This is a genomic window from Pseudomonas sp. XP2, assembly GCF_053557975.1.
This window is the reverse complement of record NZ_JBNRIK010000009.1, coordinates 41,897-66,785: the sequence shown is the minus strand read 5'-3', so window position 1 is coordinate 66,785 and position 24,889 is coordinate 41,897. Positions and strand designations below refer to the sequence as shown.

General features: G+C 61.6%; 19 protein-coding genes, 4 tRNA genes and 3 pseudogenes. 10 read left to right on the top strand and 16 right to left on the bottom strand.

Annotation, left to right across the window (positions count from 1 at the left end; genetic code table 11):
- The first annotated feature begins 139 nt into the window (after positions 1-139).
- Positions 140-1,180, top strand: a complete 1,041-nt coding sequence (locus ACK1VC_RS12255; RefSeq protein WP_016485889.1) for a patatin-like phospholipase family protein — start codon at positions 140-142, stop codon at positions 1,178-1,180.
- Between the two features lie 124 nt (positions 1,181-1,304).
- Here the strand turns inward: ACK1VC_RS12255 and ACK1VC_RS12250 are convergent, their stop codons facing one another.
- The 11 genes from ACK1VC_RS12250 to ACK1VC_RS12200 form a co-directional block, all read right to left on the bottom strand.
- Positions 1,305-3,176, bottom strand: coding sequence for a SurA N-terminal domain-containing protein (locus tag ACK1VC_RS12250; RefSeq protein ID WP_191087465.1), 1,872 nt, complete (start codon positions 3,174-3,176; stop codon positions 1,305-1,307).
- A 181-nt stretch (positions 3,177-3,357) separates the two neighbouring features.
- A complete protein-coding gene (locus ACK1VC_RS12245) occupies positions 3,358-3,630 on the bottom strand; it encodes an HU family DNA-binding protein (protein WP_016485887.1) in 273 nt (90 codons plus the stop codon).
- Between the two features lie 152 nt (positions 3,631-3,782).
- Positions 3,783-6,179, bottom strand: coding sequence for an endopeptidase La (gene lon, locus ACK1VC_RS12240; protein ID WP_060518931.1), 2,397 nt, complete (start codon positions 6,177-6,179; stop codon positions 3,783-3,785).
- 163 nt (positions 6,180-6,342) lie between these two features.
- On the bottom strand, positions 6,343-7,626 hold the full coding sequence (clpX, locus tag ACK1VC_RS12235; protein WP_016485885.1) for an ATP-dependent Clp protease ATP-binding subunit ClpX: 1,284 nt from the start codon (positions 7,624-7,626) through the stop codon (positions 6,343-6,345).
- A 108-nt stretch (positions 7,627-7,734) separates the two neighbouring features.
- On the bottom strand, positions 7,735-8,376 hold the full coding sequence (clpP, locus tag ACK1VC_RS12230) for an ATP-dependent Clp endopeptidase proteolytic subunit ClpP (protein ID WP_012271562.1): 642 nt from the start codon (positions 8,374-8,376) through the stop codon (positions 7,735-7,737).
- A gap of 91 nt (positions 8,377-8,467) precedes the next feature.
- Positions 8,468-9,781 (bottom strand): trigger factor, encoded by a 1,314-nt coding sequence (gene tig / locus ACK1VC_RS12225; RefSeq protein ID WP_016485884.1) that lies wholly within the window; start codon positions 9,779-9,781, stop codon positions 8,468-8,470.
- Between the two features lie 248 nt (positions 9,782-10,029).
- Positions 10,030-10,329 (bottom strand): DUF6388 family protein, encoded by a 300-nt coding sequence (locus ACK1VC_RS12220; RefSeq protein ID WP_016485883.1) that lies wholly within the window; start codon positions 10,327-10,329, stop codon positions 10,030-10,032.
- A gap of 211 nt (positions 10,330-10,540) precedes the next feature.
- Positions 10,541-10,616: transfer RNA gene (locus tag ACK1VC_RS12215), tRNA-His, on the bottom strand.
- A gap of 44 nt (positions 10,617-10,660) precedes the next feature.
- A tRNA-Leu gene (locus tag ACK1VC_RS12210) sits at positions 10,661-10,745 on the bottom strand.
- Between the two features lie 52 nt (positions 10,746-10,797).
- Positions 10,798-10,873, bottom strand: a tRNA-His gene (locus ACK1VC_RS12205).
- A gap of 42 nt (positions 10,874-10,915) precedes the next feature.
- Positions 10,916-10,992 (bottom strand) — tRNA-Arg (locus ACK1VC_RS12200).
- Between the two features lie 270 nt (positions 10,993-11,262).
- On the opposite strand from ACK1VC_RS12200, the gene folD reads away from it, so the two are divergent.
- Entirely contained in the window at positions 11,263-12,117 is an 855-nt protein-coding gene (gene folD / locus ACK1VC_RS12195; RefSeq protein WP_016485882.1) for a bifunctional methylenetetrahydrofolate dehydrogenase/methenyltetrahydrofolate cyclohydrolase FolD, read from the top strand.
- Positions 12,118-12,231: 114 nt separating this feature from the next.
- Here folD and ACK1VC_RS12190 read toward each other — a convergent pair whose 3' ends face one another.
- The 3 genes and pseudogenes from ACK1VC_RS12190 to ACK1VC_RS12180 all read right to left on the bottom strand — a co-directional run.
- Positions 12,232-13,920 carry a putative bifunctional diguanylate cyclase/phosphodiesterase gene (locus ACK1VC_RS12190; RefSeq protein WP_449117964.1) on the bottom strand — a complete coding sequence of 563 codons (1,689 nt, stop codon included), beginning with the start codon at positions 13,918-13,920 and terminating at the stop codon, positions 12,232-12,234.
- Between the two features lie 13 nt (positions 13,921-13,933).
- A pseudogene (locus ACK1VC_RS12185) lies at positions 13,934-14,419 on the bottom strand (methyl-accepting chemotaxis protein); the annotation flags it as partial.
- Positions 14,420-15,217: 798 nt separating this feature from the next.
- Positions 15,218-15,499: pseudogene (locus ACK1VC_RS12180) on the bottom strand (PAS domain-containing protein); the annotation flags it as partial.
- 458 nt (positions 15,500-15,957) lie between these two features.
- Here ACK1VC_RS12180 and ACK1VC_RS12175 point away from each other — a divergent pair.
- The 4 genes from ACK1VC_RS12175 to ACK1VC_RS12160 all read left to right on the top strand — a co-directional run bounded on the left by ACK1VC_RS12175 (position 15,958) and on the right by ACK1VC_RS12160 (position 19,889).
- A complete protein-coding gene (locus ACK1VC_RS12175; RefSeq protein WP_016485879.1) occupies positions 15,958-17,271 on the top strand; it encodes a C4-dicarboxylate transporter DctA in 1,314 nt (437 codons plus the stop codon).
- Between the two features lie 44 nt (positions 17,272-17,315).
- Positions 17,316-18,020, top strand: a complete 705-nt coding sequence (locus ACK1VC_RS12170; RefSeq protein ID WP_016485878.1) for a FadR/GntR family transcriptional regulator — start codon at positions 17,316-17,318, stop codon at positions 18,018-18,020.
- Between the two features lie 16 nt (positions 18,021-18,036).
- Positions 18,037-18,705, top strand: a complete 669-nt coding sequence (locus tag ACK1VC_RS12165; protein WP_016485877.1) for a GntR family transcriptional regulator — start codon at positions 18,037-18,039, stop codon at positions 18,703-18,705.
- Positions 18,706-18,827: 122 nt separating this feature from the next.
- The gene (locus tag ACK1VC_RS12160; RefSeq protein WP_060518990.1) at positions 18,828-19,889 is read left to right on the top strand and encodes a hypothetical protein; all 1,062 of its coding nucleotides are present in this window, start codon (positions 18,828-18,830) and stop codon (positions 19,887-19,889) included.
- A 15-nt stretch (positions 19,890-19,904) separates the two neighbouring features.
- Here ACK1VC_RS12160 and ACK1VC_RS12155 read toward each other — a convergent pair whose 3' ends face one another.
- Positions 19,905-20,333 (bottom strand): PACE efflux transporter, encoded by a 429-nt coding sequence (locus tag ACK1VC_RS12155; protein ID WP_016485875.1) that lies wholly within the window; start codon positions 20,331-20,333, stop codon positions 19,905-19,907.
- A 100-nt stretch (positions 20,334-20,433) separates the two neighbouring features.
- On the opposite strand from ACK1VC_RS12155, the gene ACK1VC_RS12150 reads away from it, so the two are divergent.
- The 3 genes and pseudogenes from ACK1VC_RS12150 to ACK1VC_RS12140 all read left to right on the top strand — a co-directional run bounded on the left by ACK1VC_RS12150 (position 20,434) and on the right by ACK1VC_RS12140 (position 23,341).
- Positions 20,434-21,312 carry a LysR family transcriptional regulator gene (locus ACK1VC_RS12150; protein WP_016485874.1) on the top strand — a complete coding sequence of 293 codons (879 nt, stop codon included), beginning with the start codon at positions 20,434-20,436 and terminating at the stop codon, positions 21,310-21,312.
- A gap of 97 nt (positions 21,313-21,409) precedes the next feature.
- A pseudogene (mcpA, locus tag ACK1VC_RS12145) lies at positions 21,410-22,486 on the top strand (methyl-accepting chemotaxis protein McpA); the annotation flags it as partial.
- Positions 22,487-22,600: 114 nt separating this feature from the next.
- Positions 22,601-23,341, top strand: a complete 741-nt coding sequence (locus tag ACK1VC_RS12140; RefSeq protein WP_449117968.1) for a methyl-accepting chemotaxis protein — start codon at positions 22,601-22,603, stop codon at positions 23,339-23,341.
- 84 nt (positions 23,342-23,425) lie between these two features.
- On the opposite strand, the gene ACK1VC_RS12135 is transcribed toward ACK1VC_RS12140, so the two are convergent.
- Positions 23,426-23,803, bottom strand: a complete 378-nt coding sequence (locus ACK1VC_RS12135) for a RidA family protein (protein ID WP_016485872.1) — start codon at positions 23,801-23,803, stop codon at positions 23,426-23,428.
- Positions 23,804-24,100: 297 nt separating this feature from the next.
- Between ACK1VC_RS12135 and ACK1VC_RS12130 the strand changes: the two genes are divergently transcribed.
- Positions 24,101-24,886 (top strand): sulfite exporter TauE/SafE family protein, encoded by a 786-nt coding sequence (locus ACK1VC_RS12130; RefSeq protein ID WP_016485871.1) that lies wholly within the window; start codon positions 24,101-24,103, stop codon positions 24,884-24,886.
- The last annotated feature ends 3 nt before the right edge of the window (positions 24,887-24,889 follow it).

Below are 24,889 nucleotides of genomic sequence, written 5' to 3'. Positions count from 1 at the left end.
CCCCGGCAGCTGAAAAGTGCCTTACCCGGCCAACTGTGCCTGGCCGGTTTTATTACAGTAGCTCAGCGCGATCTACATTGAAGCACAGCCTGTGATGGGTGCATTGTAGGACCATGGTTGCACTGGACGGGGAATATTCATGAGCAAACGCGTGGCACTGGTACTGGGCTCAGGCGGAGCCCGGGGGTATGCACACATCGGTGTGATTGAAGAAATCGAGCGGCGCGGCTACGACATTGCCTGCATTGCCGGCTGCTCCATGGGTGCAGTGGTTGGCGGCATCTATGCCGCCGGCAAGCTGAGCGACTATCGCAACTGGATCGAGAGCCTCGATTACCTGGATGTACTGCGCCTGGTCGACGTCAGCTTTCGCCTCGGTGCCATTCGTGGCGACAAGGTGTTCGGGCAAATCCGCAAGATCGTCGGCGAAATCAACATCGAGCAATTGCGCATCCCCTATACAGCGGTTGCAACCGACCTCACCAACCAACAGGAAATCTGGTTCCAGGAAGGCTGCCTGCACCAGGCCATGCGCGCCTCGGCGGCCATCCCAAGCCTGTTCACCCCTGTGATGCAGGGCAACCGTATGCTGGTCGACGGGGGCATCCTCAACCCGCTGCCGATTGTGCCTGTGGTATCCAGCCACTGCGACCTGATCATCGCCGTCAACCTCAACGCCACCAATCAGAAGCAATACCAGTTGCCGGTGATTGAGCGCCCTGCGGCGTTCAAGATGCGTTTTGACTCCTTGCTGAGCTCATTGGGCTCTCGCCTGCCATTCCGGCGCAAGCCGGCGGAAGAGCTGATGCGTATCGAACAGGAGATCGCTGCCGATGGCCTGGCACCGCCAAACCCTTGGCTGGCAGATGCCGCCGACCCGGAAGGCCAGCAACCGGCGGCGGCACCGGAACGCGAGGGCGCGCCAAAATCGGCGACCGGCTCGTTCATCATCGACAACGTGGGGCCTGCTTCGCTGCTGGACCTGATCAACCAGAGCTTCGAGGTCATGCAGACTTCGCTGGCGCAATACAAGATCGCCGGCTACCCACCGGACGTGCTGATCAACGTGCCCAAACGGGTGTGCCGATTCTTCGAGTTCTACAAGGCGCCCGAGCTGATTGCCCTGGGACGGGAAATTGCGCGGGATACGCTGGATAACCACGAAGGGGTGAAGCGCTAAGCGCTATAGCACCTGTGCCGCTCTCTTCGCGGTAGCCCGCCCCCACAGGTACTGCGCCGGGCTCACTGCGACAGAAACGAAACAGGCCGCACGAGGCGGCCTGTTTCTTCATGCAGCAACCACCTCAGTAACGGGTGATGTCAGCATTGGCTTCCAGCTGCTTGCGGTACGCCGCGAAGTCCTGCTGACCAGCACGCGATGCGAGGTAGCGGCGGATCTGCTGCTTCTCTTCGTCGGTGGCGGTAGCGCCTTCGTTGACACCCTTGAGCTGCAGCACCACCAGGCTACCGTCACGCAGCACTACGCTGCCATACACCGGCTTGTCCTTGGCTTGCGGCTTGCCCAGGCGGAACAGCGCCTGCAGTTCGGCCGGATCAATACCGTCCTCGCCACGGGTGACTGCTTCATAGGCCTTCCAGCCTTGCCCTTCGTGCACGCTGCCTGCGGCGATGGAGCCATCACGCAGGCCGGCAATCAGCTTGTCCGCCTTGGCCTTCAGCTCGGCAGTCGCCTTCTCTTTGGCCAGGTGTTCGCGGATGTTGCTGGCCACCGCTTCCAGCGGCAGTTGCTCCGGCTTGCGGTGCTCCTTGACGCGCAATACCACGGTGGTCTCCGGGTCGAGCTCGATCGCGGTGCTGTTGGCAGCCTCCTCCAGCACTTCTTCGGAGAACGCAGCCTGCACCACCGAACGGTTGGCGGTAATGCCTTCACCACCCTCGCGCCCAAAGGCTGCAGAGGTCTGCACCTTGAGGTTCAGGTCCTGAGCCGGCTGGGCCAGGTCGGAAGCCTCGTAGGCAGCATCCTGCAGCTGCTTGCTGGCATCGACGTAACGCTGCTCGACCAGCGGGATTTTCAGGTCACGGGTCAGTTTGTCCTTCAAGCTGGCGAAGCTCGGCACCTCAGGCGCCTGCACACCCAGCAGCTTGATCAGGTGGTAGCCAAACTCGGTGCGCACTGGCGCCGAGACCTGGCCGTCCTGCAGCTTGTACAGCGCTTCCTCGAACGCCGGGTCGTAGACACCCGGGCCGGCAAAGCCGAGGTCACCACCGCTGCTGGCCGAACCCGGGTCCTGGGAGAACTCCTTGGCCAACGCGGCAAAGCTTTCACCCTTGGCCAGGCGCTGCTCGATCTCTTCGGCACGGGCCTTGGCCTGGGCGTCGGTGACCTTGTCGTTGACCTCGATGAGGATGTGCGCGGCATGGCGTTGCTCGGCCAGGTTGGCGATTTCCTTCTCGTACTGGGCCTTGAGCTCTTCGTCGGTCACCTTGACCTGGTCGAAGAACGCCGACTTCTTCAGTTCGATGTAGTCGATCACCACCTGGTCAGGCGACATGAACTCCTTGGCGTGCTGCTCATAATGCGCCTTGACCTCTTCGTCGCTGACCTTGACCGCAGCCGGGTCGGCCTTGAAGGTCAGGGAGGCGAAGTCACGGGTCTGCTTCTCCAGGCGAGCGAAGGCATCGACCTGCTGGTCGGTGACAAAACTGCTGCCGGCCAGGCCGGTGCGCAGCTGGCCGATGAGCATTTCCTCGGCGAGCATGTCGCGGAACTGCATGCGGCCGTAGCCCATTTGGCGGATGACCTGGTCGAAGCGGTCAGCACTGAACTTGCCGTCCACCTGGAACTCCGGGGTTTGCAGGATCACCTGATCCAGCGCAGCCTCGGAGAAGGCAAACTTGGCATCTTCGGCGCCTTGCAGCAGCAACTTGCGGCTGATCAGGCCCTTGAGCGCCTCTTCACGCAGCAATTTGTCATCCAGCAGCGCTGGGTCGAAATCCTTGCCCAACTGTTGCATCAACTGACGGCGCTGCATGTCGGCAGCCTGCCCCAGCTCGTTCTGGCTGATGGTCTGGCCGTTCACCTTGGCGGCGTCCTGGCTATGGGTGGCGGCCTGGAAAATGGCTTCGAAACCGGTCAACGCCATCAAGACGACGATAAGGCCGATGATGGTCTTGGCAATCCAACCTTGTGAATTGTCCCTGATATTTTGCAGCATGCGTCCCCCAGAAACGGCTGTACCACTGCGTCGACAACCGCGGAGCGTGGGTAGAATCCTGATAAAAGAAAGGCGCATCCGAGGATGCGCCTTTTCTTAGCAAACGTGTCAGGCGGGAACGTTTGCGCCCCGCCTTCAGCGTGCTCGGACCCGGCAAGGCCGGGGCCGGCTGAAAGACGACTTAGTTGACGGCGTCTTTCAGGCCTTTGCCAGCCTTGAAACCTGGAACCTTGGCGGCTTCGATCTTGATGGCCTTACCGGTTTGAGGGTTGCGGCCAGTACGTTCGGCGCGGTCCTTGACCGAGAAGGTACCGAAGCCAACCAGAACGACGTCGTCGCCTGCTTTCAGGGCACCGGTTACGGAGTCGATCACAGCGTCCAAAGCCTTACCTGCGGTAGCTTTGGAAATGTCAGCCGATGCAGCGATAGCGTCAATCAGTTCCGACTTGTTCACTCTAAGTCCCCTTATTTCTCTAATGAGTTTGTTTCTAAGTATGTAATGAAAAGCTTATGAAACGTGCGCTGGGTGGCCTGATGACAATAGCGTGCCGCTTTATAGCAAGGGCCCGAAAAAACTGTCAAGGAAAGCCCCCCAGCCAAAAACTACTAATGCGTGCTGATTCTTTCCTTAGCATCGCCGTCGCGCTTTTCATCTTTCGCGACAATCTCAGGAGCCACATCTGGCAAGGGCTCCGGGGCGTATTGCAGCGCAATTTGCAGGACTTCGTCAATCCATTTGACCGGTTTGATCTGAAGATCCTGTTTGATATTTTCCGGAATCTCCTTCAGATCGCGAACATTCTCCTCTGGAATGATCACCGTCTTGATGCCGCCACGGTGTGCCGCCAGCAGTTTTTCCTTCAACCCGCCAATGGCCAGTACCTGGCCACGCAGGGTGATTTCGCCGGTCATGGCCACGTCGGCACGTACCGGAATCTGCGTCAGCGCCGATACCAGTGCAGTGCACATGCCGATACCCGCGCTTGGGCCGTCCTTCGGCGTGGCGCCTTCCGGCATGTGAATGTGCACGTCGCGCTTCTCGTGGAAGTCGGCGGCAATCCCCAGGCTGCGGGCGCGGCTGCGCACCACGGTCTGTGCGGCGGTGATCGACTCGACCATCACATCGCCCAGCGAGCCGGTCTTGATCAGTTGGCCCTTGCCAGGAATGACCACGGCCTCGATGGTCAGCAGCTCGCCACCCACCTGGGTCCAGGCCAGGCCGGTGACCTGACCGATCTGGTCCTGCTGCTCGGCCAGGCCGTAACGGAACTTGCGCACACCCAGCAGGTGCTCCAGCTGCTCGCTGGCCACCTTGACCTTGACCAGCTTCTGCCCGGTATGTTCCTTGACGACCTTGCGGCAGACCTTGGCAATTTGCCGCTCCAGCCCACGCACACCGGCTTCGCGGGTGTAATAGCGGATGATGTCGCGGATCGCCGAGACATCGACCTCCAGCTCGTCCTTCTTCAGGCCGTTGGCCTTGACCTGCTTGGGCACCAGGTATTTGACCGCGATGTTGATCTTCTCGTCTTCGGTGTAGCCCGGCAGGCGGATGACTTCCATCCGGTCGAGCAGCGCCGGCGGGATATTCATCGAGTTCGAGGTGCACAGGAACATCACGTCCGAGAGGTCGTAGTCGACTTCCAGGTAGTGGTCGTTGAAATTGTGGTTCTGCTCAGGGTCGAGCACTTCAAGCAGTGCCGAGGCCGGGTCGCCACGCATGTCGCTGCCCATCTTGTCGATTTCGTCGAGCAGGAACAGCGGGTTGCGCACCCCCACCTTGGTCATCTTCTGGATCAGACGGCCAGGCATGGAGCCGATGTAGGTACGGCGGTGGCCACGGATCTCTGCCTCGTCACGCACGCCACCGAGGGCCATGCGCACGAACTTGCGGTTGGTGGCAGCAGCGATCGATTCAGCCAGCGAGGTCTTGCCGACGCCAGGCGGGCCAACAAGGCAGAGCACCGGGCCGCGGATTTTCTTGACGCGCTTCTGCACGGCAAGGTACTCGAGAATGCGTTCCTTGACCTCTTCCAGGCCGTAGTGGTCGGCATCGAGGATTTCCTCGGCCTTTGTCAGGTCCAGACGCACCTTGCTCTGGGCTTTCCAAGGCACCTGCACGAGCCAGTCGAGGTACGAGCGCACCACAGTGGCCTCGGCCGACATTGGCGACATCTGCTTGAGCTTGTTCAGCTCTGCCTGGGCCTTGGCCAGGGCATCCTTGGGCAGGCCAGCGGCTTCGATGCGCTTTTTCAGCTCTTCGACTTCGTTGTGGCCTTCATCGCCATCACCGAGCTCTTTCTGAATGGCCTTCATCTGCTCATTCAGGTAGTACTCGCGCTGGCTGCGCTCCATCTGCTTCTTGACCCGGCCGCGGATGCGCTTTTCAACCTGCAGCAGGTCGATTTCAGCATCCAGCAGCGCCAATACGTGCTCGACACGGGTAGTCAGATCGACAATTTCGAGAATTTCCTGCTTCTGCTCGATCTTCAGGGCCATGTGGGCGGCCATGGTATCGACCAGACGCCCTGGCTCCTCGATGCTGTTCAGCGAAGACAGCACTTCGGCAGGGACTTTCTTGCCCAGTTGCACGTACTGCTCGAATTGCGACAGCAAGGTGCGCACGAACACTTCCGACTCGCGCTCGGCGGCGTCGGTTTCGTCGATCAGGGAGACTTCGGCACGGATGTGCCCTTCTACTTCGGTGAAACGTTCGACGGCGCCGCGCTGCTCGCCCTCGACCAGCACCTTGACGGTGCCATCAGGCAGTTTCAGCAGTTGGAGTACGGTGGCAACGGTACCGACACGATACAGGGCGTCCTCGCCCGGGTCGTCGTCGGCCGGGTTTTTCTGGGCAAGCAGGAGGATCTGCTTTTCGCCCGTCATCGCTGCCTCGAGGGCTTCGATGGACTTTTCGCGCCCCACGAACAGCGGGATAACCATGTGCGGGTAAACAACGACATCGCGCAATGGCAAAAGAGGCAAGTCGAGGGTTGTCTTCATGATTTCGCCTCTACAGCGGCCTTATGGCCGGAAACCGGTGGAAATGATGCTTGGACCTAATGTGGGGGCATGCCTGGGAAATTACAAGCGCTAGCGCAGGAAAAGCAGAAAGGGGCCCGTAGGCCCCCTTCTTGCTTGCAACCGCCACCGGCCATTGCCTGAATCAGGCGTCTGGCGCGGCCTTGGCTTGCGGCTCGCTGTTTTCGTAGATCATCAGCGGCTGCGAGGTGCCTTCGATGACGCTCTCGTCGATCACCACCTTGCTGACATCCTTTTTGGAAGGGATCTCGTACATGGTGTCGAGCAGCACGCCTTCGAGGATCGAACGCAGGCCACGGGCGCCAGTCTTGCGCTCCAGGGCCTTGCGGGCAACGGCCTTGAGCGCATCGCTGCGGAACTCGAGGTCGACGCTTTCCATCTCGAACAGCTTGGCATACTGCTTGGTCAGAGCATTCTTCGGCTCGGTGAGGATCTGCATCAATGCAGCCTCGTCCAGCTCGTCGAGGGTAGCCAGCACCGGCAGACGGCCGACGAATTCCGGAATCAGGCCAAACTTGACCAGATCGTCCGGCTCGACCTCACGCAGGGACTCGCCAACCTTCTTGCCCTCTTCCTTGCTGCGCACTTCTGCGCCAAAACCGATGCCACCCTTGGTGGAGCGGCCCTGGATGACTTTTTCCAGACCCGAGAACGCGCCACCGCAAATGAACAGGATATTGCGGGTATCAACCTGCAGGAATTCCTGTTGCGGGTGTTTACGCCCGCCTTGCGGCGGCACCGAGGCCACAGTGCCCTCGATCAGTTTCAACAGCGCCTGCTGCACGCCCTCGCCCGAGACGTCACGGGTGATGGACGGGTTGTCCGACTTGCGCGAGATCTTGTCGATTTCGTCAATGTAGACAATGCCCATCTGGGCCTTTTCCACATCGTAGTCGCACTTCTGCAACAGCTTCTGAATGATGTTCTCGACGTCCTCACCCACATAACCGGCCTCGGTCAGGGTGGTGGCGTCAGCAATGGTGAACGGTACGTTCAACAGGCGTGCCAGGGTTTCGGCGAGCAGGGTCTTGCCCGAGCCGGTCGGCCCGATGAGCAGGATGTTGCTCTTGCCCAGTTCGACTTCGTCACCCTTCTTGTCACGCTGGTTCAGGCGCTTGTAGTGGTTATACACCGCTACGGCAAGCACCTTCTTCGCGCGCTCCTGACCAATCACATACTGGTCAAGGATGCCGCTGATTTCTTTCGGCGAAGGCAATTTGTGCGCGCTGCTCTCGGCCTGGGCTTCCTGCACCTCCTCACGGATGATGTCGTTGCACAGGTCGACGCACTCGTCGCAGATAAATACCGAGGGCCCGGCAATCAATTTGCGCACTTCATGCTGGCTTTTGCCGCAGAAGGAGCAATAGAGCAATTTGCCGCTGTCCTCGCCGTTACGGGTGTCAGTCATTCGATCGATCCAATCCGGTAGGCTTGCAACACAAGATGAAGGCAATTGCGGGCTTTTTCAAGTCCGCAGGCAGGCGGTTTGCGCGCCTGCCTGCTCTGGCGCCCCGGTTCAGGAGGCCAGTTGCCGCTTGTCGTAGACCGAGTCGATCAGGCCGTACTCGGCCGCGCGCGAGGCGCTCATGAAGTTGTCACGCTCAGTGTCACGCTGGATGGTCTCGAGGTCCTGGCCGGTGTGATAGGCCAGCAGCTCGTTGAGACGCGCCTTGATGCTGAGGATTTCCTGGGCGTGGATCTGGATGTCGGTAGCCTGGCCCTGGAAGCCGCCCAGCGGCTGGTGAATCATCACCCGCGAGTTAGGCAGGCAATGACGCTTGCCCTTGGCACCGGCGGTCAACAGGAAGGCACCCATGCTGCAGGCCTGGCCGATGCAGATGGTCGAGACATCCGGCTTGATGAATTGCATGGTGTCGTAGATCGACATGCCAGCAGTCACCGAGCCGCCTGGGGAGTTGATGTAAAGATGGATATCCTTGTCCGGGTTTTCCGCTTCCAGGAACAGCATCTGCGCCACTACCAGGTTGGCCATGTAGTCTTCTACAGGACCGACCAGGAAGATCACTCGCTCCTTCAACAGGCGCGAGTAAATGTCGTAGGCACGTTCGCCACGGGCGGACTGCTCGATAACCATCGGGACCAGGCCGCCTGCGGCCTGGATGTCAGAGCTCTGCTGAATATAAGAATTGCGGGACATGTCCTGCGCTCACTCCCAAATAGTCATGGCTTGAATACGCACAAGCCAGCTCGAAGGCTGGCTTGTGGGGGTTTCCTACGAGAGAAGCCCGTTACTCAGCAGCGGCAGGTGCCTCAGCTGGTTTTACGGCTTCTTCGTACGAGACCGACTTGTCGGTCACAGTCGCTTTCTGCAGGACAGTATCTACAACTTGCTCTTCCAGCACAACCGAACGGACTTCGTTCATCTGCTGGTCGTTCTTGTAGTACCAGGCGATGACCTGCTCAGGCTCTTGGTAAGCCGAAGCCATTTCTTCGATCATCTCGCGAACCTTGGCGTCATCCGGCTTCAGCTCGAACTGCTTGACCACTTCGGCCACGATCAGGCCCAGCACTACGCGGCGCTTGGCTTGCTCTTCGAACAGCTCAACTGGCAGCTGCTCAGGCTTGATGTTGCCACCGAACTGCTGAACGGCCTGCACGCGCAGACGGTTGACTTCGTTTTCCAGCAAAGCCTTTGGCACTTCGATCGGGTTGGCGGCCAGCAGACCGTCCATGACCTGGTTCTTCACCTTGGTCTTGATCGCTTGGCGCAGTTCACGCTCCATGTTCTTGCGAACTTCGGTGCGGAAGCCTTCCAGGGTCGACTCTTTGATACCGAACTGGGCGAAGAACTCTTCGTTCAGCTCTGGCAGCACAGGGGCGGCAACACTGTTGACGGTGATGGTGAACTCGGCAGCCTTGCCAGCCAGGTCCAGGTTCTGATAGTCCTCTGGGAAGGTCACGTTGACAACGCGCTCTTCGCCAGCCTTGGCGCCAACCAGGCCTTCTTCGAAGCCCGGGATCATGCGGCCGGAACCCAGCACCAGCGGAGTGCCCTTGGCCGAACCACCCGCGAACACTTCACCGTCGACCTTGCCGACGAAGTCGATGTTGACCTGGTCGTCGTTCTGCGCGGCGCGCTCGACAGCCTCGAAACGGGTGTTCTGCTTGCGCAGCACTTCCAGCATGTTGTCCAGGTCGGCGTCAGCCACTTCGGCGCTCAGGCGCTCGACGCTGATCGACTCGAGGCCGGCAACGGTGAACTCAGGGAACACTTCGAAGATGGCGACGAATTCCAGGTCCTTGCCCTTTTCGAAGGACTTCGGCTCTACAGCAGGGGCGCCGGCCGGGTTCAGCTTCTGCTCGACGATGGCTTCGTAGAAGGATGCCTGGACCAGGTCACCGAAAGCCTCTTGACGGGCGTCAGCTTCGAAACGCTGACGGATCACGTTCATCGGCACTTTACCAGGACGGAAGCCCGCAATCTTGGCGCGCTTGGCAGTCTGCTGCAGACGCTTGTTGACTTCGTTCTCGACGCGCTCGGCCGGAACGGCGATGGTCATGCGGCGCTCGAGAGCGGAAGTGTTTTCAACAGAAACTTGCATGGATATTCCTCGTTGCACAGACGTTAGCCGGCGTTAGCCCGACTCCAGAATCAAGGGCAAGCATTCTAGTGAGTCGCGCAGCAGAAGTCACCCCACTCGGGACGACGGGAAACCACGCCGGTCGATTAACTTTCATGGCCCGCACGGCATACCGCCAGGCCTGCTTCCAATAGGGGCCGCACGGCGCCCGTAGCGCCCTGTAGCCGAAATACCTTGTCAAACAACTGCCAGTGGCGAAATCGCTGCCTTTATTCAGGTTCGATTTCGTTGAACTGGCAATATTCTTCCCACTCCATCCCCAGCGCCTCGGCCACCTCGCGGTGCGTCTCCAGGCGCATGGCCTGCAGCTGCTCCGGGGTTTCGGCAATCAATTGCAGCGCCAATTCCCAGGGCTGAACGCCCTGCTCCTCGGCCGCGTCCTCGAACGCCCACTCGATTTGCTGGGCCTGCTCGCGCGCATCCAGCTCGCGGATCTCCTCGAGCAACTGCGGGTTGGCCTCTGCGAAGCGCTGTAGCGCCAGGGCCTGACGGGATTCTTTTGCGATCATTCGGCTGTTCCTCTGCCGGCCAAAAGACCGGTGTTTCAACCGGCTGAAATCTAACAGCTTTTATTGGGATGCCACTAGAGGATTGCAAGGGGGGCGGATGTGAATTGGCGGTGAGGGCGTTCGCCACGACATTTTCAGCGCATGGAAGGCACGCACAGCGCCAAAACAAAAAGGCGCCCGATCTCACGATCAAGGCGCCTTTTCTGAAATATGGGGTGGACGATGGGAATCGAACCCACGACAACTGGAATCACAATCCAGCGCTCTACCAACTGAGCTACGCCCACCATATTGCGGTCTTGCGATGTTGCGGTACAGCTTTACAGAAGCATGGTGCGGACGAAGAGACTCGAACTCTTACAGCTTGCGCCGCTGGAACCTAAATCCAGTGTGTCTACCAATTTCACCACGTCCGCGTAACGCTTAAAACAAAGGCGCCAGAAGCTATCGAGGCGCCTTTGAAGAATATGGGGTGGACGATGGGAATCGAACCCACGACAACTGGAATCACAATCCAGCGCTCTACCAACTGAGCTACGCCCACCATATTGCATTACAACTTTACTTGCTTGCCCAAGCTGCCTAATGGCGCACCCGGCAGGACTCGAACCTGCGACCATCCGCTTAGAAGGCGGATGCTCTATCCAGCTGAGCTACGGGCGCTTAAGCTTGAAGCCTAACCGAACAAGTCATTAACAGGTAACTGCTAAACCACTCATTCTGCCCGACTTAGCCAACCAGTGCTAGGCTGTGCCCGACAAGTGCGGCGAATCTTATAGGCGACCCCGAAAGTCGTCAACACCTTTTTCAAAAAATTTTAAATTATTTAAGGGGTTAGGGGATTTGCCCGACCACCCGCCTTTGCCCTTGGCGCGTGTCGTGCGAGAATACGCGTTCTTTATTGTTTCCTTCTCGATGGTTAATCACGCGTCTATGACTGCACACCTAATCGATGGCAAGGCGATCGCCGCCAGCCTGCGCAAGCAGATCGCTCAACGTGTCGTGGAGCGTCGCCAGCAAGGCCTGCGTACGCCGGGCCTGGCAGTGATCCTGGTCGGCACCGACCCCGCCTCGCAAGTCTATGTCTCGCACAAGCGCAAGGACTGCGAAGAGGTCGGTTTCATTTCGCAGGCATTCGACCTGCCCAGCGACACTTCGCAGCAGGCCCTGACCGAGCTGATCGATCGCCTCAACGACGACCCGGCCGTAGATGGCATCCTGCTGCAACTGCCGCTGCCGGAGCACCTGGACGCCTCGCTGCTGCTCGAGCGCATTCGCCCGGACAAGGACGTGGACGGCTTCCACCCGTACAACGTAGGCCGCCTGGCCCAACGCATCCCGCTGCTGCGCCCATGCACACCGAAAGGCATCATGACCCTGCTGGAAAGCACTGGTCAGGACCTGTACGGCATGGATGCGGTCATCGTCGGCGCCTCCAACATCGTGGGTCGCCCGATGGCCATGGAGCTGCTGCTGGCCGGCTGCACCGTGACCGTCTGCCACCGCTTCACCAAGGACCTGGCCGGCCATGTCGGGCGTGCCGACCTGGTGGTTGTGGCTGCCGGCAAGCCGGGCCTGGTCAAGGGGGAGTGGGTCAAGGAAGGCGCCATCGTCATTGACGTGGGCATCAACCGCCAGGAAGACGGCAAGCTGGTGGGCGACGTGGTCTACGAGACCGCCCTGCCGCGCGCTGGCTGGATCACCCCGGTGCCGGGTGGCGTCGGGCCGATGACCCGGGCCTGCCTGCTGGAAAACACGCTGTATGCGGCGGAAGAGCTGCATAAGTAACAGTACGTGATGTGAAAACGGCACCTCTGGCAGGTGCCGTTTTTTTGCCCATAAGCAATGCGCTGGCAGCACGCTGGCAGGCCTGAGTCTTTACCACCCTCCGCGGGTGGCCGCTCAGGGCTGGCGCCACTGCACCGGCTGCCGGTAGGCCTGCGCCCAGGCTTGCACTTCGCCGGCCGGCATCGGCCTGGCAATGCAATAACCTTGCGCCAGCTCGCAGCCCAGGCCCATCAGCACCCTGCCGTGCTCCACACTCTCCAGCCCTTCGGCTACCACCTCGCGACCGAAGGCTCGCGCCAGGCCGATGACGGCGGCGGTCAGCGCAAGGTCGTCCTGGTCGTGCAGGATGTCGCGCACGAACGACTGATCGATCTTGATCGTCTGGGTGGGCAAGCGTTTCAGGTAACTCAACGACGAATAGCCGGTGCCGAAATCGTCCAGCGAAAAGCGCACGCCCAGTGCACGACAGGCATCCAGGCAGCGGCTGACGTGCTGCAGGTTGTCGATGGCCACTGACTCGACGATTTCCAGGTCAAGCCGGGACGGGTTCACCTCCGGGTACTCTGCCAACAGCTGCTGCAGCCGCTCGGTAAAGTCACTGCGCTGTAAATGCCGCGCCGCAATATTCACACTCAATGACCAAGGCTGCCCCTGCCGCCCCCAGGCCTGCAACTGACTCAGCGCCTGGCCGATCACCCACTCGCCGATTTCAACGATCAGGTCGGTCTGCTCAACCCAAGGCAAAAAGTCGCCGGGCGGCACCACGCCCCGGCCAGGCCGCTGCCAGCGCAGCAAGCCCTCGAAGCCCAGCACCTGACCACTGCGCAGGTTCACCTTGGGCTGGTAATACAGGCACAGCTCGCGGTCGGTCAGTGCCCGTCGCACCCGCGCCACCGTCTGGTGGGTAGCCTTGAGCTCCTGCTCCTGCGATACGTCGAACAGGTGATAGCGGTTGCGCCCGCGCTGCTTGGCCAGATACATGGCCTGGTCGGCGTGGCGTACCAGCGTATCGGCATCTTCGTCATCCTGCGGGTACAGGGTCACGCCAATACTGGCGCTAAGCGACAGCGTGTGTTCACGTACCACACAGGGCGCCGCCAATGCCCGCAACACCCGCCTCAGGGCTGCATGCAGCTGGCGCTCATCATCAACATGGCGCAGGATCAGCACAAACTCGTCACCCGACAACCGGGCCACGGCATCACCCCCTCGCAGGATACCCTTCAAGCGCTGCGCCACTTCTACCAGCAGCAGGTCGCCCACGGCATGCCCGTAACCGTCGTTGACCGCCTTGAAGCCATCCAGGTCGAGCATGCACACCGCCAGCGAGATGTCTTCGCGGCGTGAGTAGGCCAAGGCCTGGTTCAGCAGGTCGGAGAGGTAGGCACGGTTGGGCAGGCCCGTCAGCACATCGTGACCCACCCGCCACTGCAAGGTATGCAGCAACTGGCGCTTCTCGGTGACGTCAAAGCGGATCGACCCATACTTGCGCACCTGGCCAGTCAGCGGATCGACCAGTGGCACCATGGTGCTGTCGACCCAATACAGCGAACCGTCCCTGGACCGGTTGCAGATCTCCCCCTTCCACACCCGCCCGGCGGCGAGGGCGCGCCACATGCCGACAAAGAACGCCGGCTCGTGCAGGCCGGAGTTGAGGATGCGGTGGTTGGCGCCCAGCAACTCCTCGCGGCTGTAGCCCGAGATGCTGCAGAACTGCTGGTTGACGTAGGTGATGTTCCCACGCAGGTCGGTTTCGGAAAAGATCGCGGCCGCATCTACGGCCGCGCGATAGTTATCATCCATAAAGCATCCTGCCTTAGCGGTTGAAGCGCTCCACCAGGGCGCGCAATCCGGCGCACACCTGTTCCAGTTCGGCGCCGCGCGAGGCGGCGGCGTTGGCGCTGTGAGCGCTATGCTGGGCAATTCCGGCTACGCCGTTGATCTGCCGCGAAACGTCTTCTGCCACCGCCGACTGCTGCTGCGAGGCGGTCGCCATCTGCTGGCTCATGTCACTGATACGCTGCACCGCGTCACGAATGCCATGCAATGCCTGCCGGGCTTCCTGGACCTGAGCAACACCTTGCTCGGCGCCAATGATGCCTTGGCTGGCAATGGCCACGGCCTCCTCGGCGCCAGTGCGCAAGGTGTCGATGATGGCCTGGATGTGCAGTGTTGACTGGCGAGTCTTGTCAGCCAGTGCACGTACCTCGTCGGCAACCACGGCGAAACCACGGCCTTGTTCGCCTGCACGCGCAGCTTCAATGGCTGCGTTGAGGGCCAGCAGGTTGGTCTGTTCGGCAATACCGCGGATCATCCCGGCAGCTTCGGCGATGGCACCGGTCTGACCGGCCAGGTGGCTGACCGCCTGGTTGATCTGGGTTACGGTGCTGGCCAAGGTGCGAATCGCCGCGCCACTGGCATCGGCCACCTGGCTACCCTGTTCGGCCAACTGGTGCGCAGTGCGGGCTTCGGCAGCAGTCAAGTGCACGTGGTTGGCCACTTCACCGATGGAGGCCGCCATCTGGTTCATCGCTGTGGCACTCAGATCGGTTTCTGCGCGCTGCTTCAGCGACGCCGCCTCAGTGCTGCGTGACAACTGCCCGGCATCGTGGGCCGCCACGGCCATTTGCCCGGCCAGGTCGCTCAACCGCGTCAACGCGGTTTTCAGGCGCGCTTCTTCGCTGATCAGCATCAGTTGCAGTTGCCCGGCAGCGCCAGGCAGGTCGCTGTAGGTCAAGGCCGCGACCGGGTCGGCGAACGTACCTTCGGCACCCTCGACCACCTGTTGCATCCGGCGTCCGATGGCGTTGTGCGCCCACAGCCCGTAGGCCAGGAACAACCCCACGGTCAGCCCCTGCCCCACCAGGCCAGGCCACAGCTGGTTGGCGCCCAGCGCCAGCAGCCCACCGGCCAGTGGCAAGGCCAAGGCCTGCACCAGCATGCTCAGCCGGCGCGGTACCGACAGTGCCGCCTGGCCGGCACGCATCCGCGCATACAGGGCCTCGGCGCGTGCCACCTGCTCACGCGTGGGGCACACCCTTACCGACTCATAGCCCACCACCCGCCCACCTTCGAGGATCGGCGTGACATAGGCGTTGACCCAGTAGTAGTCGCCGTTGCGGCAGCGATTCTTGACGATACCCATCCAGCTCTTGCCAGCCTTCAGGTAGCGCCACATCAGTTCGTACACCGCCGGCGGCATGTCCGGGTGGCGCACCAGGTTGTGCGGGCTGCCGATCAGTTCAGCGTCGCTGTAGCCGCTGATGGCGGCGAATTCGGGGTTGCAATAGGTGATCAGGCTGGCGGTATCGGTAGCGGAAATGAGCCGCTGATCAGAGGGAAAACGTTGCTCGACCGGGGTTACCGGCAAGTTGAGACGCACAGTGAGACTCCATTCATGGGGGGTGCCAGGCGGCTGCTACCGAGCGTTTTGCGGGATAAATAATCCCGCAAACACCTGCTTGGTGACTGCCCAGTCAGGCGCGGATTCTACGAGCCCCAACACATAAAGCAAATAAACCTTACGGATCATGGCGTTATCTATTATTCAAGGCTCTCGGCTGGGCTTGGCAAGCTGATTGCAAAGCCCTTGAGGCGCTGGTCAAGCCCTGCACAATTTCGTACGCGCCACCTGCATGGCGCGCACCGAACTAGAGCCTGGCAAGCCAGAGTGCCCCATAACTGGTCAGACCGGTAAGGCCAAAAACCCTTGCAATGTCGGATTTTTCGCGCTTTTATGGCTTCGCGCTGAACAAACCGGTAAGACCACAATAATTAAGTCCTGCGCTCTTTCGCCCCGTGCGGCTACCGAAGCAAGGACACCGATCAGAGACTCCCCCCATGCTCAAATGGTGCTCGCGTTCGATATTCCTGCAAGTCGTGCTCGGCCTTGCCCTCGGCATCGCCTGCGGTCTCAGTTTTCCCGACCTTTCCCTGCAACTCAAACCCCTCGGCGACGGGTTCATCAAGCTGATCAAGATGCTCATCGGCCTGATCGTGTTCTGTGTGGTGGTGAGCGGCATCTCGGGCGCGGGCGACCTGAAAAAGGTCGGACGCATCGGCCTGAAGTCGGTGATCTACTTTGAAGTGCTGACCACTCTGGCGCTGGTGATCGGTCTGGTGTTCGCTTTCAGCAGTGGCATCGGCAGCGGTGCCAACATCCACCTGGACCAGTTATCCAGCGCCGATGCCAATGGCCTGGCCGAGCGCGGCCAGCACATCCATGGCGCCACGGCGTTCTTCATGGACCTGATCCCCACCTCCGTGGTAGGTGCCTTCGCCGACAACAACATTCTTCAGGTACTGCTGTTCTCGGTGCTGTTCGGTAGTGCACTGAACCTGGTAGGTGACTCGGCCGCCGGTATCTCGCGGCTGATCAACGAGCTGAGCCATGTGATCTTCCGCATCATGGGCATGATCGTACGCCTGGCCCCCATCGGCGTATTCGGCGCCATCGCCTTTACCACCAGCAAGTACGGCCTGGAATCGCTGCAACACCTGGGCGGCTTGGTGGCATTGTTCTACCTGACCTGCGCCGGCTTCGTGCTGATTGTGCTGGGTACGGTGATGCGCCTGTCGGGGCTGAAACTGCTGCCGTTGATCAAGTACCTGCGAGAGGAGCTGACCATCGTCCTTGGTACCGCGTCTTCCGACGCTGTGCTGCCCCAGATCATGCGCAAGCTGGAGCACCTGGGCATTGGCAGTTCCACGGTCGGCCTGGTGATCCCGACCGGCTACTCGTTCAACCTCGACGGTTTCTCCATCTACCTGACCTTGGCCATCGTGTTCATCGCCAACGCGACCGGCACGCCGCTGGAAATGACCGACCTGCTGACCATCCTGCTGGTGTCGCTGGTGACTTCCAAGGGGGCTCATGGCATCCCAGGCTCGGCACTGGTGATCCTCGCCGCCACCCTGACTGCCGTGCCGGCAATCCCGGTGGTAGGCCTGGTGCTGGTGCTGGCGGTGGACTGGTTCATGGGCATCGGCCGGGCGCTGACCAACCTGATTGGCAACTGCGTGGCCACCGTGGCCATCGCCCGCTGGGAAAAGGATATTGACCTGGAACGCGCGCAGAACGTGCTCGACGGCAAGCTCGGCTTTACCCCAACCCCGCGCAAACAGCCCAATACGCACCATCAACAGGAATTTTGACCGAAAGTGGCCGGCGATGACGCCGGCCCTTGCAGGAGCGAACCGTGATCAGCTCATCGACCGTCGTCAACTCAGTGGTGGAAAAACTGCGCCAGGCCCTGGCCCGGGGCCAATGGCGCACCGGCGACATGCTGCCGGGCCAGCGCGAGCTGGCCGAACAGCTGGGCATCAGCCGGCCCAGCCTGCGCGAAGCGGTGACCGTACTGGAAACCTTGGGCCTGGTGCGCTCGCTGCCGGGCAAGGGCGTCCTGGTGCTGGATGCCGACGCCGTCACTCAGGAACAGGGCATGGACACCGGTGCTGCGGCCAGCCTGGCCGATGTGCTGGAGCTGCGCTACACCCTCGAGCCTTTCATCGTCGGGCTGGTGGCGCAGTCGGCCAATAGCCAGGACGTCGGCCAGTTGCGCCTCACCTTGATGGACATGCGTGAAGCGCTGGAGGCCGATGACAGCGAAGCCGGGGTAAAAGCCTACATCGCTTTCCATGAGGCGCTGTTCACCCTGACCACCAACCCGATCTTCCAGAGCGTGGTGCAACAGACCGGTAATGCCTTGAAGCAAAGTGCCGACATGCTGCGCAATTCGCCCGAACACCTGGCAGCACGGCTCAAGGAAAACGAAGCCGTGGTACGCGCCATTCGCGAACGCAACAGTGCCCAGGCCAGCGCCCAAATGCGCCAGCACATTCTGGCCGAAGGCCAACGCATGGGCATCCCGCTGAACATCCCGGACGAACACCCGCGCCCATGACCCCAGGAGAGCGACCATGAATGCCGCCCCCCACCTGCCAGCCCTGCTGGCTGCTGGCGAAACCCGTCTGTCGGCCGAGCAAATCTACCCTCGGCTGTTCGACGCCATTCTCGAACAGCGCCTGCCACCGGGCGCCCTGTTGCCCGAGCAGGCGCTGGGCCATGCCTTTGGCGTCAGCCGCACCGTGATACGCCGTGTGCTTGGGCGCCTGTCCGACCAGCAGGTGGTGGTGCAGCGGCCCAGCCACACCGCGCACCTGGCGGCGCCCGACCCGGACCAGGCGCGCCAGGTACTCAGTGCCAGACGCCTGGCCGAAACCACGCTGATCACCTTGGCCGCCCAACGCGCTCGGCCGGCGCAGGTGCGCCAGCTGCGGCAACTGGTGGAACGCGAACGCCAGCACCATGAAAGCGGCGAACGGTGCGCGGCAATCCGCCTAGGCGGCGAGTTTCACCTCAAACTGGCGCAGGTGGCAGCCAATGCGCCACTGGCGCGGTTTCTCAACGGCCTGGTTCCAATGACCTCGCTAATCATTGCCCGCTACGAATCGCCGTGCTGCGACCACTGCGCCTGGCAAGAACATGCGGCGATCATCGATGCCGTGGAGCAAGGCGATGCCGAGGCGGCGCTTGGGCTGATGCACAAGCACCTGGACCGCCTGGAACAAAAGCTCGACCTGAACTAGCCGCTCATGCTGACGCGGTCCCTGTAGGACCGCGATGACCGGGCGATGGGCTGCACAGCAACCCCACTCACCCGGCCCTATACTGCGAGAACCACCCCAGCCTCTACCAGGGAGGCGGCCGCGTGAGTTCTCGAATCCTTCTGTTGCTGTGCCTTCTGCTGGCCCTCACCGGTTGCGCGGGCAAGCGCCCAACAGCCCCGCCGCCCCCTGCGGTGCTCACCCCGGCCACCTGGCAACGCATCGATCAGGAATTGATCGACGCCTCGGTCGGCGCAGCCGGCTCGGCCAATGACTATGCACGGCGCTCCATGCGGGTGTGGCGGGAACAGGTACAACAGCGCACCGAAAGTGACTTCATCCCCTGGTTCACCGGCTACTGGACCCAACAGTGGCTGACCCTCAAGGTGGCCTGGTACAAACTCGACAGTGGCACAGGCCGGGAGCCGGCAGAAAAGCGCCTGGCCCTGTACCTGCAGGAGCAATACCACGTGCGGGTGATCGAGCCGGTGGCCGAACAGATCAACCCCGAGGGCATCCGTGACCGGGCCTGCGAGCTGTACCTGCAACTGTTCGGCCAGCAACTGCCAGCCATCATCAGCCGCTACAACGCGCCGCCCGAGCAGCTCAGCCAGCGCCTCAACCGCATCCCCGCCATCGCCCTGGGGCCACCGGATGCCCGCAATGCCAGCCTGTATCAACTGCTACGGGCCAAGCCGCTGGACCAGCAGCCGGCCTGGCAAGCCATGCGCCAGCACCTTCATCAACTGGCCAGCAAGGGCCCCGGGAGAACCGATGTCGGGCTTAATTCGGTGGCCACCCAGGCGAGCGACAAGCTCGGCGCTACCCTGGCCCCACGCGGCATCGCCAGCGCCGTCGCATCAGCAGTCGGCAAAGTGGCAGGAGCGATGATTTCAATCGCCGCGGCCGGCTACGGCATGATGACCCATGACCGCGAACAGCCGCAGATGGTCGAGCAGTTGCGGGTGATCCTGAACGTGGCACTGAACCAGGAATGGCAGGAGTTGATGGAGAACCGCCAGAGCGGGGCAATGGCGGGGGTGTATTACCTGTCGGGGCAGGTTGAGGACAGCTTGCTCGCCAGCGCACCACGGCCAGTTGAACAACCGGTGGAACAGCAGGTAAAGCAGCAGCAAGAACCTTTGATCATCCGCCTGCCGCCTTAGTGGGTACAGGCTGGATCAAGCAGCAGCCATGGCAGAACGTGGCAGCCCAAAGACCCGGTCGAACGCCCAGTTGTAGGCGAAGGTGTAGCACGGCACCAGAATGATGAACGCCATATCGACCAGCAACGCCTCCATCAGCGTCATGTCCAGCCACCAGGCAATCAGCGGGATCAGGTACACCACCAAGGTCAGCTGGAAACCGATGGCATGCGCCACTCGGCGCGCCACGCTGCGCCCGCGCCTGGCCTGGCGGCTCTCCCAGTACTCGAACAGGGTGTTGTAAATCAGGTTCCAGAGCATGGCGATGGTGGTGATCATGACCGCCAGTGGCCCGGTATGCGACGCCTGGGTGTCCGACAGGTAGGCCAGGCCGAGGGTCGACATGCACAGCCCGATCAGCTCATAGAAAGTCACGTAGACCAGTTTGCGTTTTAGTCCCTGCATCGGGATTACTCCAATGACAAAAGCGATGGGGCGCGATCATGCGTCATCATGCTTGACAGCAAAAGTCAGCGGCTGTCAGATCTACTGACAGGAGGCTGCCATGAATTTTTCCAGCGACAACATCCAGCTGTTTCTTGCCGTACTCGACCGCGGCTCGTTTTCCGCCGCCGCACGCGCCCTCCAGCGGGTGCCTTCGGCCGTGAGCATGGCCATCGGCAATCTTGAGGCCGAGCTGGGCTACAGCCTGTTCGAGCGCGGCTCACGTGAGGTTCGCCCTACCGCAAAGGCTTTGGCCCTGGAGCCACACGCCAGGCTGATTGCCGAACAACTGGGGCTGCTACAAGTGCATGCCCTGGAGCTGTCCCAGGGGTTGGAAAGCAGCCTGAGCGTGGCCGTTGTGCCAGACATCGACCACCGCCCGTTGCTGGCGGCCATCGCCAGCCTGGGCGAGCGCCACCCGTTGCTGGATATCGCCCTGCTCAGCGCCCCGCAGGAAGAAGCCCTGCACTTGCTGGACAGCGGGCGGGCCGACCTCTGCGTGGCCTTTGCCGGCCTGCAGGTCGATGCCCGCCGAAGCTTCCAGCACATCGGCGTGGAGTCGCTGGTGGCCACGCTGTCGCCCACCCACCCGGCCTTGCGCGAGGGGCGCATTCACTACCTCGAAGACCTGACCCGGGTGCGTCAGATTCTGGTGCGCAGCCGCGACCTGCCGCTGGCTGACCCGCGCCCGCTGATCGGCGCCACACACTGGTCCACCGACAGCTTCGACCTGGCGTTGCAAATGGTGGAAGCCGGCCTGGGCTGGGGCGACCTGCCACTGTCGCGGGTCGCGCCGCGGCTGGCCAACGGGCGCTTGGTACGCCTGGATTTTCGCAATACCCGCAACGAGTTGCAGTTGCCGGTACACATTTTGTGGCGCAAACAACAACCGCTGCAGCAGGCCGCACGGCTGTTGATCGAACAGCTGACGAATCAGTGACTGCCGTCTGTCGAAACGCCCAGAAGAAATTACTGTAAGTGCTTCAATCTTTTACCCCTTGAGCCGATATCTCGGTCGACAGGCACCGCATCGCGTCATGAGCGTGCTGCGCCCTCCCCTCATTGGCTCAAGGTCTCGATACATGAACCTGAAATTTCGCCACAAGATCCTGCTCAGCGCCTGCGGCGTCGTGGTCCTGGCATTTGCCCTGTTCACGCTCTACAACGACTACCTGCAACGCAACACGATCCGCCAGAACATCGAAGCCTCGGTACAGCAATCCGGCGCACTGACTGCCAGCAGCGTGCAAAACTGGATGAGCGGGCGCATCCTGGTGCTGGAAAACCTGGCCCAGGATATCGGCCAGCAAGGCACCGGCGAGACCCTGGCCGGGCTGATCGAGCAGCCTTCCTACACGCGCAATTTCCTGTTCACCTACCTGGGCCAGGCCAACGGTGTGTTCACCCAGCGCCCGGATACCCAGATGCCTGCCGGTTACGACCCTCGCCAGCGCCCGTGGTACGGCGCCGCCGCCAGCGCCGGGCAGACTGTGCTGACAGCCCCCTACCAAGGCGCTGTCGGTGGCCTGATGGTGACCATCGCCACCCCGGTGAAGCGCAAGGGCAATGGTGAACTGATGGGTGTGGTCGGTGGCGACGTGACTTTGGACACGCTGGTCGAGATCATCAACTCGGTCGATTTCGGCGGCATCGGCCACGCCTTCCTGGCCGACGCCAACGGCCAGGTGATTGTCAGCCCCGACAAAGACCAGGTGATGAAGAACCTCAAGGACATCTATCCGGGCAGCAACCTGCGGGTTGCCGCCGGCATGCAGGATGTCATCCTCAACGGCCAGGACCGCATCATTTCCTTCGCCCCGGTGGCCGGCCTGCCGTCGGCACAGTGGTACATCGGCCTGTCCATCGATAAAGACAAGGCTTACGCGGCGCTCAGCCAATTCCGCACCTCGGCGATCATCGCCATGCTCATTGCCGTGGCTGCCATCGCCGGCCTGCTGGGCCTGCTGATCCCGGTGCTGATGCGCCCGCTGACCACCATGGGCCGCGCCATGCGCGACATCGCCGAAGGTGAAGGCGACCTGACCCGCCGCCTGACCGTGCAAAACAAGGACGAATTCGGCGAGCTGGCCACCTCGTTCAACCGCTTTGTCGAACGCATCCATGCCTCCATCAGCGAAGTGTCCTCGGCCACCCGCCTGGTGCATGACCTGTCGGAAAAAGTGGTCAGCGCGTCCAACGCGTCAATCAGCGGTTCTGAAGAACAGAGTATGCGCACCAACAGTGTGGCCGCGGCCATCAACGAACTGGGGGCTGCCACCCAGGAAATCGCCCGTAACGCCGCCGATGCCTCGCAGCATGCCAGCGGCGCCAGCGAGCAGGCCCACGGCGGGCGTGCAGTGGTCGAGGAAGCGATCAGCGCCATGACCGCCCTGTCCCAGCGTATCAGCGAGTCCTGCGCGCAGATTGAAACGCTTAACGCCAGCACCGACGAAATCGGCAAGATCCTCGATGTGATCAAGGGCATCTCGCAGCAGACCAACCTGCTGGCACTGAACGCCGCGATCGAGGCCGCCCGTGCCGGTGAGGCCGGCCGTGGTTTTGCCGTGGTGGCCGACGAAGTGCGCAACTTGGCACACCGCACCCAGGAATCGGCCGAAGAGATCCACCGCATGATCACCAGCCTGCAGGTAGGCTCGCGCGAAGCGGTGCACACCATGAACACCAGCCAGGTTTCGAGCGAGCAGACCGTGCAGGTGGCCAACCAGGCCGGCGAACGCCTGGCCAGCGTGACCCAGCGTATTGGCGAAATCGATGGCATGAACCAGTCGGTGGCGGCCGCCACCGAAGAGCAGACTGCCGTGGTCGAGAGCCTCAACCTGGACATCACCCAGATCAACGCCCTGAATCAGCAAGGCGTCGAGAACCTGAACGAGACACTGCTGCACTGCGATCAACTGGCTCAACAGGCTGGCCGCTTGAAGCAGCTGGTAGGCAGCTTCAGGATCTAAGCCCTGTCATAGACGGCAACAGCCACTGCCTGTTGCCGCCTCTTAGAAAACATGGGTTATTGATTTGCCAGGGACTCAGCCCGGTCAGGCTTCGCCGACAAACGCCTGCACTTCAATTTCCACATCCACCCCCAGCGCCAACGCCGAGGCCACAGTCGAACGCACTGGCAGCGCCGCGCCAAAAAACTCCTTGTAGACCTCGTTGAAACCGGCAAAGTGGCTCATGTCCGACAGCCATACCGTGGCCTTGACCACTTGATCGAAGCGCGCGCCGCAGGCCGCCAGGCTTTCGGCGATGCGCTCGCAGGCTGCGCGGGTCTGGGCCTGGATATCACCGCGCACTACTTCACCACTGGCGCTCATCGGCACCTGGCCGGAGAGGAACAGAAACCCCCCGGCCTTCACTGCACGGGAAAACGGAAACGGCAGGCTACTGGGGAAACGCTGGATGTCATTGCTCATGGGATGCTCCTTTCGAGGTTGCTGGAAACGGGCCGGGGAAGGTGGAGGCGCTGCGCCGGCAAGGTGACAGGCCGACCCTCGCCATGCCGCACTGATCGGCTCCGGTCCAAGCCAGGATTATCGCCCGCGAACGGGCGCCAGTTCGACGATTTTATCTGCAACCCCGGGCAAGCGTTCGCCCGGGGGCCTGAACACATGCCGGTTATAACCTAATAACGAACAAGTCTATTTGGCTATAAAAAAATCTATATGCTGGCTGCATCCGATAACGGGCAAAGATGGGCAGTCGAGTAGCGTATGGATGTAGGTTCTTTCGGTTTCACCATTGCGGGCCTGGTCGTGGGTTTCATCGTCGGCATGACCGGCGTCGGTGGCGGCTCGCTGATGACCCCGATCCTGTTGTGGTTTGGCATCAACCCGGCTACGGCCGTTGGTACGGACCTGCTCTATGCAGCCATCACCAAGGCCAGTGGCGTCTGGGTGCATGCGCGCCACAAGAACATCGACTGGAAGATCACCGGGCTGCTCAGCCTGGGCAGCGTGCCCGCCGCAGCACTGACCCTGTGGTTCCTCAGCACCCTGCACACCGACACCTCGGCGCTCAACGCCATCATCAAGCAAGGCCTGGCAGTGGTGCTGATCCTGACCGCGCTGGCCATTCTGTTCAAATCGCGTCTGCAGGCCTTTGCCAGCCGCCATGCCAGTGACCACTATCACCTCAGCGACCGCAGCCTGAACACCCTCACCGTAGTCACCGGCGTGGTGCTGGGGGTTATGGTCACCCTCACCTCCATCGGTGCTGGCGCCCTGGGCACCGTGGCGCTGTTCCTGCTGTACCCGTTTCTGGTCACCCGCCGCCTGGTCGGTACGGAAATCGCTCACGCGGTGCCGCTCACCCTGGTAGCAGGCCTGGGCCACGCGGGCATGGGCAACATGGACTGGTCGCTGTTGGGCTACCTGCTGCTGGGCTCGCTGCCGGGCATCTACCTGGGCAGCCACCTCACCGGACGGATCTCGGACCGCGTACTGCGCCCGTGCCTGGCGGCGATGCTGCTGCTGATCGGCTACAAGCTGGCGTTCTGACCC